This window comes from Microvirga sp. GN3, assembly GCF_055792825.1.
Genome location: NZ_JBVVAK010000076.1, coordinates 21,754 through 38,742, shown reverse-complemented (window position 1 = coordinate 38,742; position 16,989 = coordinate 21,754). Strand labels below are relative to the sequence as shown.

Sequence of the window (16,989 nt, the reverse complement as noted above, 5' to 3'; positions counted from 1 at the left end):
ACGCCCTCGATCATCGAGTTGTGGTTGAGCGCATCCGACAGGATCAGGCAGTTCGGGATCAGCTTGGCCAGCGTCGCGATGCCGGTCTGGTTCGAGACATAGCCCGAGGTGAAGACCAGCGCCGCCTCCTTGCCGTGCAGGTCGGCGAGTTCGGCCTCGAGCGTCACGATGGGGTTGCTGTTGCCGGAGATGTTGCGGGTGCCGCCGGCGCCGGTGCCGAGGCGCCAGGCGGCCTCGACCATGGCGCGGGTCACGTCCCGGTTCTGGCCCATGCCGAGATAGTCGTTGGAGCACCAGACGGTGATCGGGCGCGGGCCGTCCGGGGCATGCCAGATCGCCTGGGGATAGCGGCCGGCCAGCCGCTCGATATCGGCAAAAACGCGGTAGCGCCGCTCGGCCTGCAGGCGCTCGAGGGCTGACGTGAAGAATTGACCATAATCTGGAGACGTTGCTCCGGATCGGGCCGTTATCGAAGTCCATTCTGAAAGCGCTGGAGATACTGAAGCTATGTCCGGAGTGACACTTGTGTCGAAAGTGTCAGTGAGATTTGCCCAGCATCGCGGAAACGGAAGAGCACCACTGCATTGTCTGTCTGCAACCATTGAAGCCCCCGTGACAACAGCCATTTTCGACCATCTTAACGATGAGTGGATCAGCGGTGGGGTGCAATACGGACTGAAGTCCGATGGAGAACCAACCAAAGTCTGCCGGGCGGGAAACGGTCTGTTCCAATAGGTGCCTCTGAGAGGTCCGAATGATGCTTATAATCCCCGGGAAGCGCGCCCGAAGAATGTTTCTGGGTGCCGGGGTAGAGCCCATCTCACGAGCAGCATAGCGCAATCGAAGGGAGTAACTCGACAGAGATATCGTGCAAATCAAACGGCCCATTGTTGGCCATATGAGGCTGTGCCGATAAATCGGCGCGCGCCATAATGGCGCTAAAGCATTGTATAGACAGAACTCTTAGAGATTCCCTCAGAGGCTCGATCCACCTTGTTCTGCTTCTCTATTGCAAGGAAGGCTACTCGTCTGGACGAAAGTCCAGTCCCGTATCCGACCAAGGTCGATTGCAGGAAAACTTACCCCTATGTACCCTCACGCTTCCTGGGGCCACATTCGGGGCAACGATGTCAGAGTGGGTGTCACCGACAAGGACGCGCGGCCGGAGTCTAAGTCGAGTTCCCGCGAGCCTGACCCGCCAGTTTGCACTGACTGGCAGCGTTATTATGCTTGTGGCAATGATGGCCGCTGGGTTGTTCACGGCCGAGATTGTATCGAAAGCAACAATCGAGAACACTGCCTCTGCAACGGCTCTCCTCCTGGACAGCATTCTCGAGCCGCTCACTCAAGATCTAGTGACAGAGAAAGTCTTGCCTGCCAAGCAGGCAGCCGAGTTGGATCGTTTACTAGGAGCAGATCAGTTTAGGCAGCGGTTCCCGTATCTAGAGATCTGGAGGGAGGGTGGACTCGTCGCCTATTCAACGACACCAGGTTTGGTTGGTCAGAGGTTCCCTCCGCCAGACGGACTTGTAAGAGCCCTGAAAGGGGAGGTTTCTGCACAGTACATCGATTTGAATGCTCGAGAACATCTGATCCGAGCAATCAGCAGCAAGTATCTAGAGATCTACATTCCCATTCGCGAGGATCGCTCAGGCCGTGTCATTGCCGTCGCCGAGATTCACGAGAGTCCTGCATCCCTCGAGCGCGAGCTTTGGTGGCTTCGTCTCAAAAGTTGGTTGGCAATCGGAGGCGCGACCTCGCTTATCATGATAGGCCTGTTCGGTATCGTCTACCGGGGCAACCAGCTTATCCTGCTCCAGAAGCGGCAACTCGAAGAGCGATTGGTAGAAATTGAACAAATGTACCGACACAACCGCATCCTCAAGGATCGGGCTCAGCGTGCCTCTGGCCGGGTTGCCGAGCTGACCGAGAACAATTTGCGGAGAATTGGTGCGGATTTACATGATGGTCCTGCGCAGCTCATTGGTTTGGCAGCCCTATCGGTGGAGCACGTCAGGCGCGCCGAAGCACCCGCGGAACGGGAGAAGGAGCTGGGGGCCTTGAGCTGCGTCCTCTCAGATGCTCTTCGTGACATCCGAACTGTATCAAAAGGACTGATGCTGCCGGAGATAGAAGGACTGCCGCTCCCTGATATCATCAAACGAGTGGTCTCTGATCACGAGCGGCGCACTGGAACGAAGGTTGTCGTTCATTGCGGTGAGATTTCAGGTGTCCTCACGGATGCGATCAAAATATGCGCTTACCGGTTCCTCCAGGAGGGACTCAACAATGCCTTCCGCCATGCAAGCGGCAACGGTCAGACAGTGATGTGCAGGCTCGATGACGCCGCTCTCAATCTAGTCGTGCAGGATGATGGAGGAATGAGCACCAGCGGCATGAATGGTCTGGATTTCGGCTTGGGCCTTATCGGATTAAGAGAAAGAGTCGAGAGCTTGGGCGGTGTCTTTTGCGTGAGCCAGCGGGCGGGCGGGGGGACAAGGGTTGAAATGACCGTTGTTATTGCTGAGGAAAGCCAAGATGGTTGAAAAAACCCGTATTGTTGTGGTGGATGATCATGCGCTGTTACGGGCTGGACTTGTACGGGCGCTCGCACTTGACCCCATGATCGAGATCGTTGGCGAAGGCGCCTCAGCGACGGATGCGATCGAGCTTGCGAGAATTCACGCACCTGATCTCATCTTGCTCGACATATCGATGCCTGGAAATGGAATAGAGGCAGCACGTGCAATCCGAGATCTTCCAAATGCGCCCCGGGTCGTAATGCTGACTGTCTCAGCGGACGACGACGACGTGATGCGCGCACTTGAGGCTGGCGCCGTGGGCTATATCCTCAAAGGGATCGATGCTCGAGATATAATTATGGCCGTAACAAGCGTGAAGGCCGGCGGATCATTCATGTCTCCTGACCTCGCATTACGCTTATTGTCGAATAATACTCCAGTGCAGGCAAACCCGTTTTTATCGCTGTCTGAGCTTGAGAAACGTATACTGGGCCTGATCTCCGAGGGGTTGACCACTCGTAAAGTCAGCGAGAAGCTGGATCTTACGGACAAGTCGGTCGAGTTCCACGTGACCAACATCCTGAAGAAATTCAGTGCTACGAACCGTGTCGGGGCAGCGCTGATCCCCACGCAGCTATGGGGTGAGTTCGAGAGCAGCGTAAAGCTGCACTGAATTTCCTGGATTATCCTGCCAACCCGCTTCGGTAAGCTATCGCCCAAGTAGTGAAGACGCAGTCTTTTGAGCTCGTCGTTGTCTGAGACTCAGAGTTGGCGAAAGATCAATGCCTTGAAGACTTCTTTGGGCTTTGGATCTACCCCCTTGGAAAATGACGGAATAACTTTTTGCCGACAGGGATATGGATCAGATCTCGTTCGTAAGTTCGATCTGTCGCTGCCCAACCAACAGTCTATTCGCGATCATCGCTCGTGGCGCGGCGGTGGCCACATCAAAACGTGCACCGTCTCGTCAGACTTATGATAGTCGATTGTCCGATCGATATTCTACCACGTCTGTGTCAAGGCTCCCGAAATTGACACTAATTGTGTAGTTTTCATCACAGCCTTGATGCGTGACACCCTGGGACCGAGCAAATAGAGCAGCTTCCACCCTATTGCGGACTTGAATCTTGTTCATAATGCTCGTGACGTAGTATTTCACGGTGCCTTCGCTCAATTCGAGCCTGTCGCCAATTTGTCTGTTACTAAGGCCGCCAGTTAGCATTGACAAAATTTGCCGCTCCCTCGGTGTAAGAGTTTTAAGCCGGTCCCTGGGTTTTGATGTGTTGGGAGCGGTCTGCTTGTACATCAAGAGCTTTGGAGCAAGGGTCGGTGAGATACAGCCTATGCCCTGGTCCAGCGCTCGCACCGCGTCAACCAGTCCGGCGCCGCCAGTGCTTTTCGGAAGATAGCCGTGTAATCCTCTCGTTATGGCGTCGCAGATCCGATCTTCGTCGGACATGTCTGAGAGAAGCAATACTTTGGCGAGTGGGTAACTGGTCATGATCGCATCGAAGGTTTCAAGCCCGTCATCGGGCAAACTCATGCCGATGATGATCACATCTGGTGTGCTCTCCTGCGCTATTCGCATTGCATCTCTTTTCGAAGCTCCCTGTCCTACGACTTCCATGTCCAGTTGCGTCTTAAGAGTATGTATTACACCGTCTCGAAAAAGAGGCTGATCGTCGACAATACTCACCCGGATCGTCTTTAACATTGAGTTCCTCTCCAAGACGAACATGTGTTGAACACGCGTATTATATTGGGGCACCGAGTGTCGCCACTGCCCAGTCAAATCTTTTCATTCTCTGGAGTCTTGCTGGTTGAATTATGTATCGGCTTTGAAGGTTGAGCCCTATCTACCGCGGCATATCCGACGAGTACTATGGCCTTATCTCCTTTTGATCGTAAAATTAAGCCGTTCCAAAGATGATGTCCATGTTCCTGGGAAAGAACAATATAAATGAAGAGAACTATGAACCTCATTCGGTGGCGAAAAAGAGCTAGCCCAAAAGGCAGGATGCTGTTGAGCCTATGACCAATCACCCGCGAGGAAAAAGCGGGAGCGTTAAAACCGGCGTAGAGGTCTCAGCTGATGCTCAACTCCATGGGGTGGCCCGCTGTCATTGTCAGGGCGGGAGCGGTTCGGATCCGCGAAGTCAGTTCGCTCAATCGTTCAATATGATGAAAGGTGAGCTCACAGGCGACCTGGTCGCCGCAAACCAGTGTTGATAAGGGCGAGGTCTGGCGAAGATCAGGGCGCTCCTTTTCTTATTGAAGGTCAGACGTGCAGCTGCTTCCCAGCCGAACGCAGCGTGAAAACATCCGAATGCGACAAACCAAAGTCTGATGTCGCAACTAACTTTAGTCCTGACAAGTAAAGACGTTAGAAAAACCTAGGCTGGACCTCAGTCAAAATAGTAAAAATCTGACTTTCTGCTCATTATGATTGCGTCCTTCTCAATCACATAGGGCTGAGGGCTTTATTATGGTCGCCTATATTCGTTCGGATCTGGACTTCATTCTCGCGCAAATCAAAATCGCTGAAGCGCATGCCGCGGGTCAGCCCTTGTATGGCGAGGGCGGCCTGATCCCTGCCTACAACGTGGCATGGGGTTTGCGAACCGTGGACGGTTCCTACAACCACCTCCTCCCCGGTCAGGAGCAGTGGGGCGCAGCGGGCCGTGCGTTCCCTGAACAGCTTACGCCGGTGTATCGCCCTGCGGAGGGTACGCCCTTCGATCCCGATGGCCCTGGCCCGGCTCCCACGATGCCGACGGCCCCGAACTACAATCCTTCGAACGATCCTAATTCCCTCGTCTTCGACTCGAGCCTGCGCACCATCTCCAATCTGCTCGTCGACCAGACACTGGGAAATCCGGCGGCAATCCTGACGGCCTTGGAGCGTGCCGGTTCGGCCAACCCGATGGCCGACTTGCCGGCTGTGACGGCCATCTACCAGGCCTTCAAGCCGGCCTGGGATGCGGAATACCAGGCCCGGGTTGTCATGCAGAATGCCAAAGCTGCGGCGGAGGCGCTGGGCGATGGTGATCCCAACACCGAACCGTCTGCCGAGGAGCAAGTCGCCCTTGATGCATGGGCTGAGGCCACCGCGGCCCATGCCGTAACGGTGACGGCTCTGGAGGCGGCTCGCGGCGTGCGTGATGCAGCGCTTGTGCCATTCGGCATCGCAATGGATGGCGACAACGTGCACCTTCCCGCCGTCGCGCCGGACGAAGGCCTGTCGGCGCCGTTCAACTCGTGGTTCACCCTGTTCGGCCAGTTCTTCGATCACGGGCTCGATCTCGTCAACAAGGGCGGCAGCGGCACCGTCTTCATTCCGCTGCAGCCGGATGATCCGCTCTATGTCGAAGGCAGCCACACGAATTTCATGGTTCTGACGCGTGCGACGGTTTCTGCCGGAGCAGACAACATCATGGGTACGGCCGACGATGTCGGTCCCGTGAACACAACAACGTCGTATGTCGACCAGAACCAGACCTACACCTCGCATGCCTCGCATCAGGTGTTTCTGCGTCAATATGAGGTGCAGGACGGGAGGCCCGTCGCAACCGGCATGCTGATCGAAGGTGCCAATGGCGGCATGGCCACCTGGGGCGAGGTCAAGGCCCAAGCGCTCATGCTCGGTATCAAGCTGACCGACTTCGATGTCGGTAACGTGCCGCTCCTGCGAACCGACCAGTATGGCAACTTCATCCCCAATGCGGCCGGCTACGCGCAGGTGATCACAGGCATTGGTGCTGACGGCATCCCGAACACGGCCGACGATATCGTCGTCTCGGGAACGCCGGGCAGCCCGGTCGACCCGACGGTTGCGGGAGCCCTTCGCACCGGTCACGCTTTCCTCGCGGACATCGCCCATGAGGCTGTCCCGATCGGGAAGATTGCCGACGGCGATATCACCATTGGCCTGGGCAACCCGGGCAACGGCGATACCGAGTACGACAACGAACTGCTTGACGCGCACTTCATCGCCGGCGACGGCCGCGTCAACGAGAATATCGGCCTGACGGCGGTCCACCATGTGTTCCATGCCGAACACAACCGGCTCGTCGAGCACACCAAGGAGGTCGTCCTGGCCGACGCCCAGGAAATGCTGGACAATGGTGCCTCTCAGGCCGAAGCCGTGGCCTTCCTCAACGAATGGTTGGCGTCCGACGTGACCGAGGTCCCAGCCTCTCTTACCGGTCTCGTCTGGGATGGCGAGCGCCTGTTCCAGGCGGCGAAATTCGGCACCGAAATGCAGTATCAGCATCTCGTGTTCGAGGAGTTCGCCCGCAAGGTCCAGCCCAACATCAACGTATTCCTCGTTCCCGACGGGTTCGACACCACGATCAACCCGGATATCATCGCGGAATTCGCACATGTCGTGTACCGGTTCGGTCACTCGATGCTGACCGAATCCATCGACCGCTTCAGCCCCACCTTCGCTGAAAACCACATCGGCCTCATCGACGGCTTCCTCAATCCGGTCAACTTCGACTCCAATCATGCGATCACCGACGATATCGCGGCCGGCGCCATCATCCGGGGCATGACCCGGCAGGTCGGCAACGAGATCGACGAGTTCGTGACGACCGCGCTGCGCAACAACCTGCTCGGCCTGCCGCTCGATCTTGCGACGATCAACCTCGCCCGCGGCCGAGACACCGGCGTGCCATCCCTCAACGAGGCGCGCGCTCAATTCTATGCCGCCACCAACCAGGATGTACTGCTCAAGCCCTATGAGAGCTGGGTCGATTTCGCCGGGCATCTCAAGCATGAGGCCTCGATCATCAACTTTGTGGCGGCCTATGGAACGCACGAGCTGATTACCGGCCAAACCACGGTTGAGGGTAAGCGCGACGCCGCGATGACACTGATCCTTGGTCAGTCGTTCGGGGGCCTGGAGGTCCCGGCCGATGCAGCCGATTTCCTCAATGCAACGGGTGAATATGCCGGCGGTTCGCTCGGCGGTCTCAACAATGTCGACCTCTGGATCGGCGGTCTTGCGGAAGAGATCATGCCCTTCGGCGGCATGTTGGGCTCGACCTTCAACTTTGTTTTCGAAGTTCAGATGGAGAAGCTTCAGAGCGGCGACCGCTTCTACTATCTGCAGCGTCTCGACGGCCTGCATCTGTTCGGTGAGATGGAGAATAATTCCTTCGCCGCCATGATCATGCGCAATACCGACGCGACCCATCTGCCGTCAGACGTGTTCTCGACACCGGGCCTGATCCTCGAGGTCGATGCAAGCAAGCAGTTCAACGACCTTGATGGTGATGGAGACCTGGAGACCGGCGATCCAACAGGCGGCGGCATTCTGAGCCAGGTGGTCATTCGCAACAATCCGGCAACGTCCGGACCCGATACCAACTATCTGCGCTATAACGGCGACGAGCATGTTGTGCTCGGCGGCACCGACGCGAACGATACGATCATCGCCAGTATTGGTGACGATACGCTCTACGGCGATAAAGGGAACGACCGTCTCGAGGGCAACTTCGGAAACGACATCATCAATGGTGGTGACGGCGATGATATCATCGTCGACAGCGGCGGTGACGACAACATCAAGGCCGGCGCCGGTAACGACGTGGTTCATGCCGGTCCGGGCCTCGACCTGGTGATGGGCAATGACGGCCAGGATTTCATCTTCCTCGGCACCGACATGGGCTCGGAAGTCTTCGCCGGTACTGGCAACGACTTCATCTACGGCAACAAGAATGCCGAACGAATCCTCGGCAACGAGGGCAATGACTGGATCGAAACCGGCACCTTCGATGGTGCCCCGGGCGACAACTTCGACGAAGTCTTCGCGCACGATGGTATCGACGGCCACGACGTGTTCCTTGGCGATGGCGGCTTCGACGAGTTCATCGGCGAAGGCGGCGACGACATCATGGTGGGCAGCGCAGGCCGCGGCAAGATGGTGGGCATGTCCGGCTTCGACTGGGCGACCTACAAGGACAATACGCTCGGAGTGAACGCTGACCTCTCTATCCCGATCATCTTCGACGAAGCGCCGACGGTGCCGCAGAATGCGGCGCTGGATGGATACGAGTCGGTGGAAGGCCTTTCCGGGACGAAGTTCGACGACGTTCTGTCTGGCTCGAACGACGTGCCTGCAGACCGTGCTCCTCTGTCTCAAGGTGGCAGTGGAGGCTATCGCGGTAGCGTGCTCGACGCCGAGGGAATCGCTCTCATCAAGGGGCTTCAGGAAGTGCTCGGCGCCGGTGTGACGTCGTTCGACGGCGGCGACATCATCCTGGGCGGCGATGGCAGCGACGTCATCAGAGGAAATGGCGGCGACGACATCATCGATGGTGACAAGTGGCTCGACGTACAGATTGGGGTATTTGCCGCCAATGACCCGAACCACGCGGGAGAGCCGCTTGAGCTCCACAACAGCATGACAACGCTGGCAGCCAGGATGTTCTCAGGTCAGATCAACCCGGGCCAACTCTCGATCGTCCGTACGATCAGAACCGACACGACCGCCGGCGACGTCGATAGAGCGGTGTTCTCAGGCGCACGGGCCGAGTACGACATCGACTTCAATGCCGATGGCACAGTCACCGTGTCACATGTCGGCGGTCTCGCGACCGACGGCACGGACACCATCCGCAATGTCGAGATCCTGGATTTTACCGATCAGGACATCTCGCTGGTGGCGCCGACGCTGGATCTTCATGGCGACGTCACCGTCACCAACACCACGACGACCCCACAGGCCTATCGCGATACATTTGACACAGCTTCGCACAGCAACAGCAACGGCTCTGTGAACTGGACAGCAACTCCTTGGGACGAGACCAATGACGACGACGGTGTGACGACGGGCCAGATCCAGATCGATGCAGGAACGGGAAATGGCACGAACGAACTGAGGTTCGTTGGCGGTGCGGGGTCTGACGGCGCGTCGATCACACGCACTGTCAATCTCAGTGGTGTCACAAACGCGACATTGTCATTCGACTATGATCGCTTGAATGGCTTTGAGAATCTCGACACCGGCGAGACGGTCGAAGTGCAGTATTCTCAGACCGGATCGTTCGCAGTAGGGAACTACATCGTATTGCAGACGATCAACGGCAACTCCGGAAACTTCTTCACTGGCGCAGGATCAAGTTCCTTCAATCTAAACCTGACCGGAGCTGGCGCAAATTCTGCCATCCGATTTGTCTCAACGGCAATCAACGGCGCGAACGAACGAGTCACTATCGACAACTTCAACGTTGCTACGTCTACGACCACGACCACGACTGTTCCTGGGACACCGGGTAACAACTACGAAACGAACTACACGGAGAATGATGCTCCCATTGCAATTGCTGTCGGCGCAGTGATCACAGATGATGGCACAACCATCAATTCGGCACGCGTCGTTCTCACCAATGCCGGCGCAGGTGACGTCCTGTCGGTCGCCGGCGCTCTGCCGGGCGGTATCACGGCGTCGATCGACAGCACCACTGTTCCCGGACAGATCATCCTGACCCTGACCGGTACATCATCCATCGCCAACTACCGGACGGCGATCCAGCAGGTGCGATACTCCAGCACCTCGCAGAATCCGGATCCTGCTGACCGAATCCTGCAAGTCACCGTCAACGATGGCCTGCTGACCAGCAACATCGCCACCGCGACCATCAACGTCTTCCCGGTGAACGACGCTCCGCTCGCGGTAACCGACAGCGTGTTCACCAACATCGCCGGGAGTATCCTGGTGCCTGAGTGGATGATGCTGGCCAACGACACGGATGCAGAGGGCAATGCCCTGAACGTCACCGAGGCAACAGAGAACGACGCGAACTTCTCTATCACCTTTGCACCCTCGGGAGACGTTACTGCCGCACGAACCGACACCGACACCACCAAGGACTTCACCTACACGGTCAGCGACGGCAGCCTGACGTCTTCTGCCGATGTGGACATCGTTTGGGATACCACCGGAGCAATCGACGGCACCGATGCTGGCAATATCCTCCTTGGTGACGGTAGCGGCACGACATTCAACGCGAATGGCGGCAACGACATCGTCGCTGCTGGCGGCGGAGCTGACACTGTCAACGGCGGTTCGGGTAACGACACCATCGACGGTGGTGACGGCAATGACGCCATCACCGGGGGCACCGGGGATGACGTCGTCCAGGGCGGTACCGGAAACGATACCATCATCTGGAACGCCAACGCCGGAGACCCGACAGATGGCTTCGATAGGGTCGATGGTGGTGCCGGCGCTACAGACACGTTCGTGGTAAACGGGCGGGCCAGCTTCGCCGAGACATTCCGCATCTATGCGAAGGATGCGGCGGTAGCGGCTGGTATTCCGGTGTCCGGGGCCAACACTGAGATCGTCATTACCCGCACGGTTGGATCGACCGTGACGGTCGTCGCGGAACTCGACAACATCGAGGAAATCCGGGTTAATGCTCAGCAGGTGACTTCGCCCGGTGGCACGCCTCCCGGCGGCAGCACGACCAACAATGGCGACACGATCCAGGTGATCGGCAACTTCAATGCGCCTTTCACCAGCCTGAACTTCAACACGATTACCATCGACGGTACTGCGAGCGATGACACTGTCGACATCTCGGCTTTGGCCTCGGCGCACCGGATCGTGTTCCGCTCCAATGGCGGCCGGGACACCATCGTGGGTACCCTGCGGGCTCAGGACGTGATCGAGCTGCCTCCGGGCAAGTCGATTGACGACTACACGGAAGAGACCGACGACCAAGGCGTCACCACGCTGACCAGCTCCGACCATCGGATCACCTACACATGCTCCGCACCTCCGATTGTTCGGGAGTGCACGGCCGAGGAGCCTCCAGTCGAGGAGCCGCCGGTCGAGGAGCCTCCGGTCGAGCAGCCGCCCGTCCAGCAGCCCCCGGTTCAGCAGCCCCCGGTTCAGCAGCCTCCGGTTGAGGTTCCTGTGGATGAAGGTCCGGTGAACGAGGTCAAGTGGGGTGGTCGCGGCCATGACAGGCTCTGGGGTCAAGACGGCCACGACAAGCTCTACGGCGGGTCTGGACACGACCGGCTCTGGGGCAAGGAAGGCCATGACCGACTCGACGGTGGGGCAGGCAACGACCGGCTCTCCGGCGGAGCGGGCAATGACAAGCTCTACGGCAGGTCCGGCAATGACCAGCTTGATGGCGGGTCCGGAAACGACCGGCTCTGGGGCGAAGACGGCCACGATACGCTCAAAGGTATGATCGGTGACGACCATCTCGACGGCGGCAAAGGCAAGGATCGTCTCTATGGCGGCTCGGGCAATGACAGCCTCAAGGGCGGCTCCGGCGACGATCGTCTGGAGGGCGGCTCCGGCAACGACGTGCTCAAGGGCGGGTCGGGGAATGACAAGCTGACCGGCGGCTCAGGCCAGGACACCTTCGTCTTCCAGAAGAACGGTGGCTGGGACACCGTCACCGACTTCCGCAGCGGTCACGACAAGATCGATGCGAGAAGCCTGTCCGGGGTGGACAGCCTGTCCGACCTGAGCCTGATGCAATCGGGCAACAACGTCGAGATTGTGCACGGCTCCGACATCCTCGTCCTGAAGGGCGTCAAGGTATCCGATCTCGACAACAGCGACTTCGTCTTCTGATGCGGTTGGCCTGAGATCGAATGGCCCCGCCGGGAGCATGCCCCCAACGCTCCCGGCGGGATCCTTATCAAAACATCGGTGTGAGTTTCTCAAGACTCAATCGAAGCACCACAACGACACCATCCGTCGAGGCAATGGCGATGACCGGCTCGCTTAAAAAACGTCTCAGTATCTTGGCCTCCTGTCGCGGTGCCTTTCTGGGCGTCGCTGTGTTGAGTGGCCTGATCAATCTGCTCTACCTCTCGGGCTCGATCTTCATGATGGAGGTCTATGACCGGGTTCTGCCCAGTCGCAGCATTCCGACGCTGGTCGGCCTTTCCGTCATCATCGTGGTGCTTTACCTCTTTCAAGGCCTGTTCGATATGCTCCGCGGCCGGATCATGGCGCGCGTCGGCGCAGCGCTCGACGAGGATCTGAGCCAACAGATCTTCCAGGGCCAGCTCAAGGCGCCTCTCAAGGGCAAGGTCGATGGCGACGGGCAGCAGCCCCTGCGCGACCTCGACCAGCTGCGAGCCTTCCTTGCCGGCGGCGGCCCGTCGGCGCTGTTCGACCTGCCCTGGATGCCGCTCTACCTGTTCATCTGCTTCGCCTTCCATCCCTGGCTCGGCTTCGCGGCGCTGGGCGGTGCATCGCTTCTCGTGGTCATCACCCTGCTGACCGAGTTGCTGACCAAGGAGGCCTCGAAAGCCGCCGTGAGTGCGGCCCTCGTCCGCAACGGAATCTCGGAGGGTGCACGCCGCAACGCGGAGGTCGTGCAGGCCATGGGCATGGCCCAGCGGATTGGAGTCCGCTGGGGCGACGCCAATGCCAGCTATCTAGCTCACCAGCAGCGGACCTCCGATGTAGCGGGCGGTTTCGGCGCCCTGTCGAAGGTGCTGCGGATGCTCTTGCAATCGGCCGTGCTTGCGCTCGGTGCCTATCTGGTGATCGACGGCCAGGCCACGGGCGGCATCATGATCGCCAGCTCGATCCTCACCTCGCGGGCCATGGCGCCGGTCGAACTCGCCATCGGCAACTGGAAGGGCTTCGTCAGTGCCCGCCAGGGCTGGCGGCGGCTCAAGACTCTGCTTGAGGAGAATGCCCATGCCGAGGAGCCCCTGAAGCTCCCGGCGCCCCAGTCCGTGCTGTCGGTCGAGAACGCCGGAGCGGGTGCCCCGGGTGGACAGCGCTTTGCCGTCCAGGACGTGGCGTTCGAACTGGAGGCCGGCAGCGGGCTCGGCATCATCGGCCCGAGCGCGTCCGGCAAGTCCTCGCTCGCCCGCATGATCGTCGGCGTGTGGCCGACCTGGCGCGGCAAGGTCCGCCTTGACGGTGCAGCGCTGGAGCAATGGCTGCCGGAGAATCTCGGGCGCCACATCGGGTACCTGCCGCAGGATGTGGAGCTCTTTGCCGGCACCGTGGCGCAGAACATCGCCCGCTTCGAGCCCAATCCAAAATCCGAGGCGATCATCGCTGCCGCCAAGGCTGCCAATGTGCATGAGATGATCCTCCAGCTCCCGGACGGCTACGAGACCCAGGTGGGCGAGGCCGGAGCTGCTCTGTCGGGCGGACAGCGTCAGCGCATCGCTCTCGCACGGGCCCTCTATGGCGATCCCTTCCTGGTGGTGCTCGACGAGCCGAACTCGAACCTCGACAACGAGGGCGAACAGGCCCTGACCGCCGCAATCATGAGCATCAGGGCGCGCGGTGGCATCGTCATCGTCATCGCCCATCGACCGAGCGCGCTGGCCGGCGTCGATCTGGTGCTCGTGATGGGCGAGGGGCGCGTGCAAAGCTTCGGCCCGAAGGAAGAGGTGCTGAGCAAGGTGCTGCGTCCGGTTCCGGCTTCGCAAGCACCCGAGCCGCGGGTGGCTTCCGTCGCTCCGCTGAAAGTCGTCTAAGATCTCGGGGGATATCATGAAGTCTGCAAACAAGGTCAGTGCCCGCACGGCGATCCGCCGTTACTCGCTGCTCGGCCTCTCATCCGCCTTCTTCCTTGTTGGCGGCCTCGGCGGTTGGGCAGCCGTGACGGAACTGTCCGGCGCCGTGGTGGCGCCGGGCGCGATCGTGGTCGACAGCCATGTCAAGAAGGTCCAGCATCCGACCGGCGGCGTCGTCGGTGAAATCCTTGCCCGCGACGGCGACCGGGTCAGATCCGGAGATGTCGTGATCCGTCTCGATGAAACGGTGGCACGAGCCAATCTTGCGATGGTGGCCAAGAGCCTGGACGAGTTGGCCGCTCGCCAGAGCCGGCTTGAAGCCGAGCGCGACGGGATAGAGAAAGTTGCCTTTCCGTCCGGGTTGCAAAGCCGCCTTGATGACCCGGAACTTGCAAAGCTGATCCAGGGCGAGATTCATGTCTTCGAGTATCGTCGCGCGGTTCGGACCAGCCAGAAGGCGCAGTTCAACGAGCGCATCGCTCAGCTCCAGGAGCAGATCGATGGATTGAAGTTGCAGGCCTCGGCCAAGGCCGATGAGATCCAACTGATCCAGGACGAGCTGACCGGTGTCGAACAGCTCTGGCGCAAAAATCTGGTTCCGATCACCCGGGTGACGGCGCTCAAGCGGGAAGAGACACGCCTGCGCGGAGAACGCGGACAGCTCATCTCGAACATCGCACAGGCCAAAGGCCGGATCAGCGAGACGGAGCTCCAGATCATCCAGATCGAGCAGGATCTCAGAAGCGAGGTCTCCAAGGAGCTGCGCGAGGTTCAGGCCAAGATGGCCGAGCTCGTCGAACGCAAGGTTGCCGCAGAGGACCAGTTGAAGCGCATCGACATCCGCGCTCCCCAGGACGGCGTCGTGCACCAGTCGATCGTTCATACGGTTGGCGGCGTCATCAATGCCGGGGAACCGCTGATGCTGATCGTTCCCGAGGCGGATGACCTCTCGATCGAGGTGAAGGTGTCGCCGCAGGATATCGATCAACTGCAGACCGGACTGGATACGGTGCTGCGGCTCTCGGCCTTCAATCAGCGGACCACGCCGGAACTCAAGGGCCGGGTGAGCCTGATTGCGGCCGATCTGGTGACGGACGAGCGCTCCGGCCTACAGTATTATCCGGTGCGGGTGGCCTTTGCCGATGGTGAGCGGGACCGCCTCGGGAGCTTGAAGCTTGTCCCAGGCATGCCGGTGGAGGGTCTCATCCGAACAGGGTATCGCACGGTGTTTTCCTATCTCACCAAGCCCATCACCGACAATATGACAAAAGCATTCCGTGAGGAGTAGGTTCGACAGTGGACCTGGCGCATTCCTCGAGCCAGGATTGAGCTGCTTCTCTATATCCTGGCCCTAGAGCATCAGACCAAAAGTGGAATCTACTTTTGGACTTATTCTGATGCTTCTTTTCTTGAAGAGTACATCGTCTTGCGTGGAAAACTGGAGGCACTTTTCGCTGACGCGAATCCCCTGTTCTGTACAATGCGCTAGTGACTACCAGAGCTATCCCCACCGATGTGGAATCATCTCTTCTCTTTGGTTTACCGCATTTTTTGTCGGCGAACCGGACCTGTTTCGCCGACAAATGTTCTGGGTCGGTTTTCTAGAACAGCGTCACGGATACCTTAGCCGAAACTCAATGGACTCTCTTGGTAAAGCAGATGCGAGAAAGCGCCCGGGTCAATCAGCCGTGTCTGAGGTGCGGCAGCACGTAAGCCGGGGCTGCAGCCTTGAGTCCACACCAGGTACAGGCTGCCGTGACCACCACCACCATGACGGCGGGGCCGATGAAGGGATCGGGCCCGCCCCGCAGCAGGCTGACGGCGAAGGGGCACAGGGACGCGCCGAGATAGCCGATGCTCTGCGACATGCCCGAGAGCATCGCGGTCACCTCTGCGGTCGGAGCCCGGAGAGTGACGAAGAGCAGTGCGAGACCAAACAGGCCGCCTTGGCCCAATCCGAGGATCAGCGCCCAAAGATGCCGCATCGGAAGCGGAGCGTAGAGCAGGCCTAGAAAGCCGATGCAGGTGGCGGAGAGAACAAGCACGATCAGCAGCCGCGGTGAAACGCGCTGTGTTGCGAGCGATGGGACGAGCAGGGCTGTTATCGTCTGGGCCAGGATCGACACGGAGGTGACGACACCGGCGTTCAGCACGTCGAGACCGCGGTCGCGCAGCAAAGTCGGCAGCCAACCCAGAACGATGAAGGCGAGACCTGCCTGGAGTCCCATGAAGGCCGTGACATACCAGGCAAGGCGATCGCGCAGCAGAAGCGAGAAGCGCGGAAGAGGCGCGGTGCCGGTCGTTGCGGCTCCGGAAAAGGCGAGGCCGCTCCACAGCAGACCGGCGACGAGGGCAGGGATGCTCCAGCTCGCCAGAGCCAGGGTCCATGATTGCCAAACCCGTTCGAAGATCGGCGTAAGGCCCGCAGCACTGGCGCCGCCCACACTCAGGATCATCGTATAGAGGCCCGTCATCGGCCCAAGGCGGTGGGGAAAACGGCGACGGATCACCACGGGCAGCAGCACGCCTGCCATGCCGATGGCCGCGCCGGCCAGGAGGGTGCTTGCAAAGAGGACCACGCTATTGGGCAACACGCGAAGGGCAAGCCCGGCGGCAAGGCCCGTGAGGAGCAGCGCAATGGCGCGCTCAAGGCCAAACCTTGCGGAAAGCAACGGTGCGAGCGGCCCGAAGATGCCGAAACAGAGCACGGGCGTGGTTGTCAGAATGCCGATCCACGCGCCGCTCAGGCCAAGACTCTGCTGAATCTCGGTCACCATGGTCGCAGTCGAGGTGAGGGCAGGGCGCAGGTTTATCGCGGCCAGAATGACGTATGCCATCGTGAAGGAGACGACAAGAGAGCCGCGTCGCGCTTTTCTGCGCAGTGCCTCCACCCTCTTCGCCTCGAGATCGTTTCGCGTGAGCATGACTTATCCCTCCAGCCACA

Annotated in this window: 8 protein-coding genes; 5 read left to right on the top strand and 3 right to left on the bottom strand. The window is 59.5% G+C overall.

The genetic code is table 11. The features are described from left to right. Nucleotides 1–602: aminotransferase class I/II-fold pyridoxal phosphate-dependent enzyme (locus tag ACS5Q1_RS28785; protein ID WP_473101402.1), on the bottom strand; the 602-nt coding region annotated here is incomplete at its 3' end. A gap of 624 nt (nucleotides 603–1,226) precedes the next feature. On the opposite strand from ACS5Q1_RS28785, the gene ACS5Q1_RS28780 reads away from it, so the two are divergent. Together ACS5Q1_RS28780 and ACS5Q1_RS28775 are read left to right on the top strand one after the other, a co-directional pair. Next, nucleotides 1,227–2,546 (top strand): sensor histidine kinase, encoded by a 1,320-nt coding sequence (locus ACS5Q1_RS28780; protein ID WP_473101401.1) that lies wholly within the window; start codon nucleotides 1,227–1,229, stop codon nucleotides 2,544–2,546. Further along, entirely contained in the window at nucleotides 2,539–3,195 is a 657-nt protein-coding gene (locus ACS5Q1_RS28775; RefSeq protein WP_473101400.1) for a response regulator, read from the top strand. Before ACS5Q1_RS28780 ends, ACS5Q1_RS28775 begins: the two co-directional genes overlap by 8 nt. Nucleotides 3,196–3,495: 300 nt before the next feature. Here ACS5Q1_RS28775 and ACS5Q1_RS28770 read toward each other — a convergent pair whose 3' ends face one another. Beyond that, the gene (locus ACS5Q1_RS28770) at nucleotides 3,496–4,236 is read right to left on the bottom strand and encodes a LuxR C-terminal-related transcriptional regulator (protein WP_473101399.1); all 741 of its coding nucleotides are present in this window, start codon (nucleotides 4,234–4,236) and stop codon (nucleotides 3,496–3,498) included. A gap of 771 nt (nucleotides 4,237–5,007) precedes the next feature. Here ACS5Q1_RS28770 and ACS5Q1_RS28765 point away from each other — a divergent pair. The 3 genes from ACS5Q1_RS28765 (at nucleotide 5,008) to ACS5Q1_RS28755 (ending at nucleotide 15,333) form a co-directional block, all read left to right on the top strand. After that, nucleotides 5,008–12,126: a peroxidase family protein gene (locus ACS5Q1_RS28765; RefSeq protein WP_473101398.1), complete on the top strand. Its 7,119-nt coding sequence runs from the start codon at nucleotides 5,008–5,010 to the stop codon at nucleotides 12,124–12,126. A 140-nt stretch (nucleotides 12,127–12,266) separates the two neighbouring features. Next, nucleotides 12,267–14,006, top strand: coding sequence for a type I secretion system permease/ATPase (locus ACS5Q1_RS28760; protein ID WP_473101396.1), 1,740 nt, complete (start codon nucleotides 12,267–12,269; stop codon nucleotides 14,004–14,006). Between the two features lie 16 nt (nucleotides 14,007–14,022). Then, nucleotides 14,023–15,333 carry an HlyD family type I secretion periplasmic adaptor subunit gene (locus ACS5Q1_RS28755; RefSeq protein WP_473101395.1) on the top strand — a complete coding sequence of 437 codons (1,311 nt, stop codon included), beginning with the start codon at nucleotides 14,023–14,025 and terminating at the stop codon, nucleotides 15,331–15,333. Between the two features lie 394 nt (nucleotides 15,334–15,727). On the opposite strand, the gene ACS5Q1_RS28750 is transcribed toward ACS5Q1_RS28755, so the two are convergent. Further along, nucleotides 15,728–16,969, bottom strand: a complete 1,242-nt coding sequence (locus tag ACS5Q1_RS28750; RefSeq protein ID WP_473101394.1) for an MFS transporter — start codon at nucleotides 16,967–16,969, stop codon at nucleotides 15,728–15,730. Between the last annotated feature and the right edge of the window lie 20 nt (nucleotides 16,970–16,989).

Bases quoted from the DNA above. Each gene is read 5' to 3' on its own strand.
- ACS5Q1_RS28775 (WP_473101400.1), top strand. From the start codon at position 2,539: ATGGTTGAAAAAACCCGTATTGTTGTGGTGGATGATCATGCGCTGTTA.
- ACS5Q1_RS28770 (WP_473101399.1), bottom strand. From the start codon at position 4,236: ATGTTAAAGACGATCCGGGTGAGTATTGTCGACGATCAGCCTCTTTTT.
- ACS5Q1_RS28750 (WP_473101394.1), bottom strand. From the start codon at position 16,969: ATGCTCACGCGAAACGATCTCGAGGCGAAGAGGGTGGAGGCACTGCGC.
- ACS5Q1_RS28780 (WP_473101401.1), top strand. From the start codon at position 1,227: ATGCTTGTGGCAATGATGGCCGCTGGGTTGTTCACGGCCGAGATTGTA.
- ACS5Q1_RS28755 (WP_473101395.1), top strand. From the start codon at position 14,023: ATGAAGTCTGCAAACAAGGTCAGTGCCCGCACGGCGATCCGCCGTTAC.
- ACS5Q1_RS28760 (WP_473101396.1), top strand. From the start codon at position 12,267: ATGACCGGCTCGCTTAAAAAACGTCTCAGTATCTTGGCCTCCTGTCGC.
- ACS5Q1_RS28765 (WP_473101398.1), top strand. From the start codon at position 5,008: ATGGTCGCCTATATTCGTTCGGATCTGGACTTCATTCTCGCGCAAATC.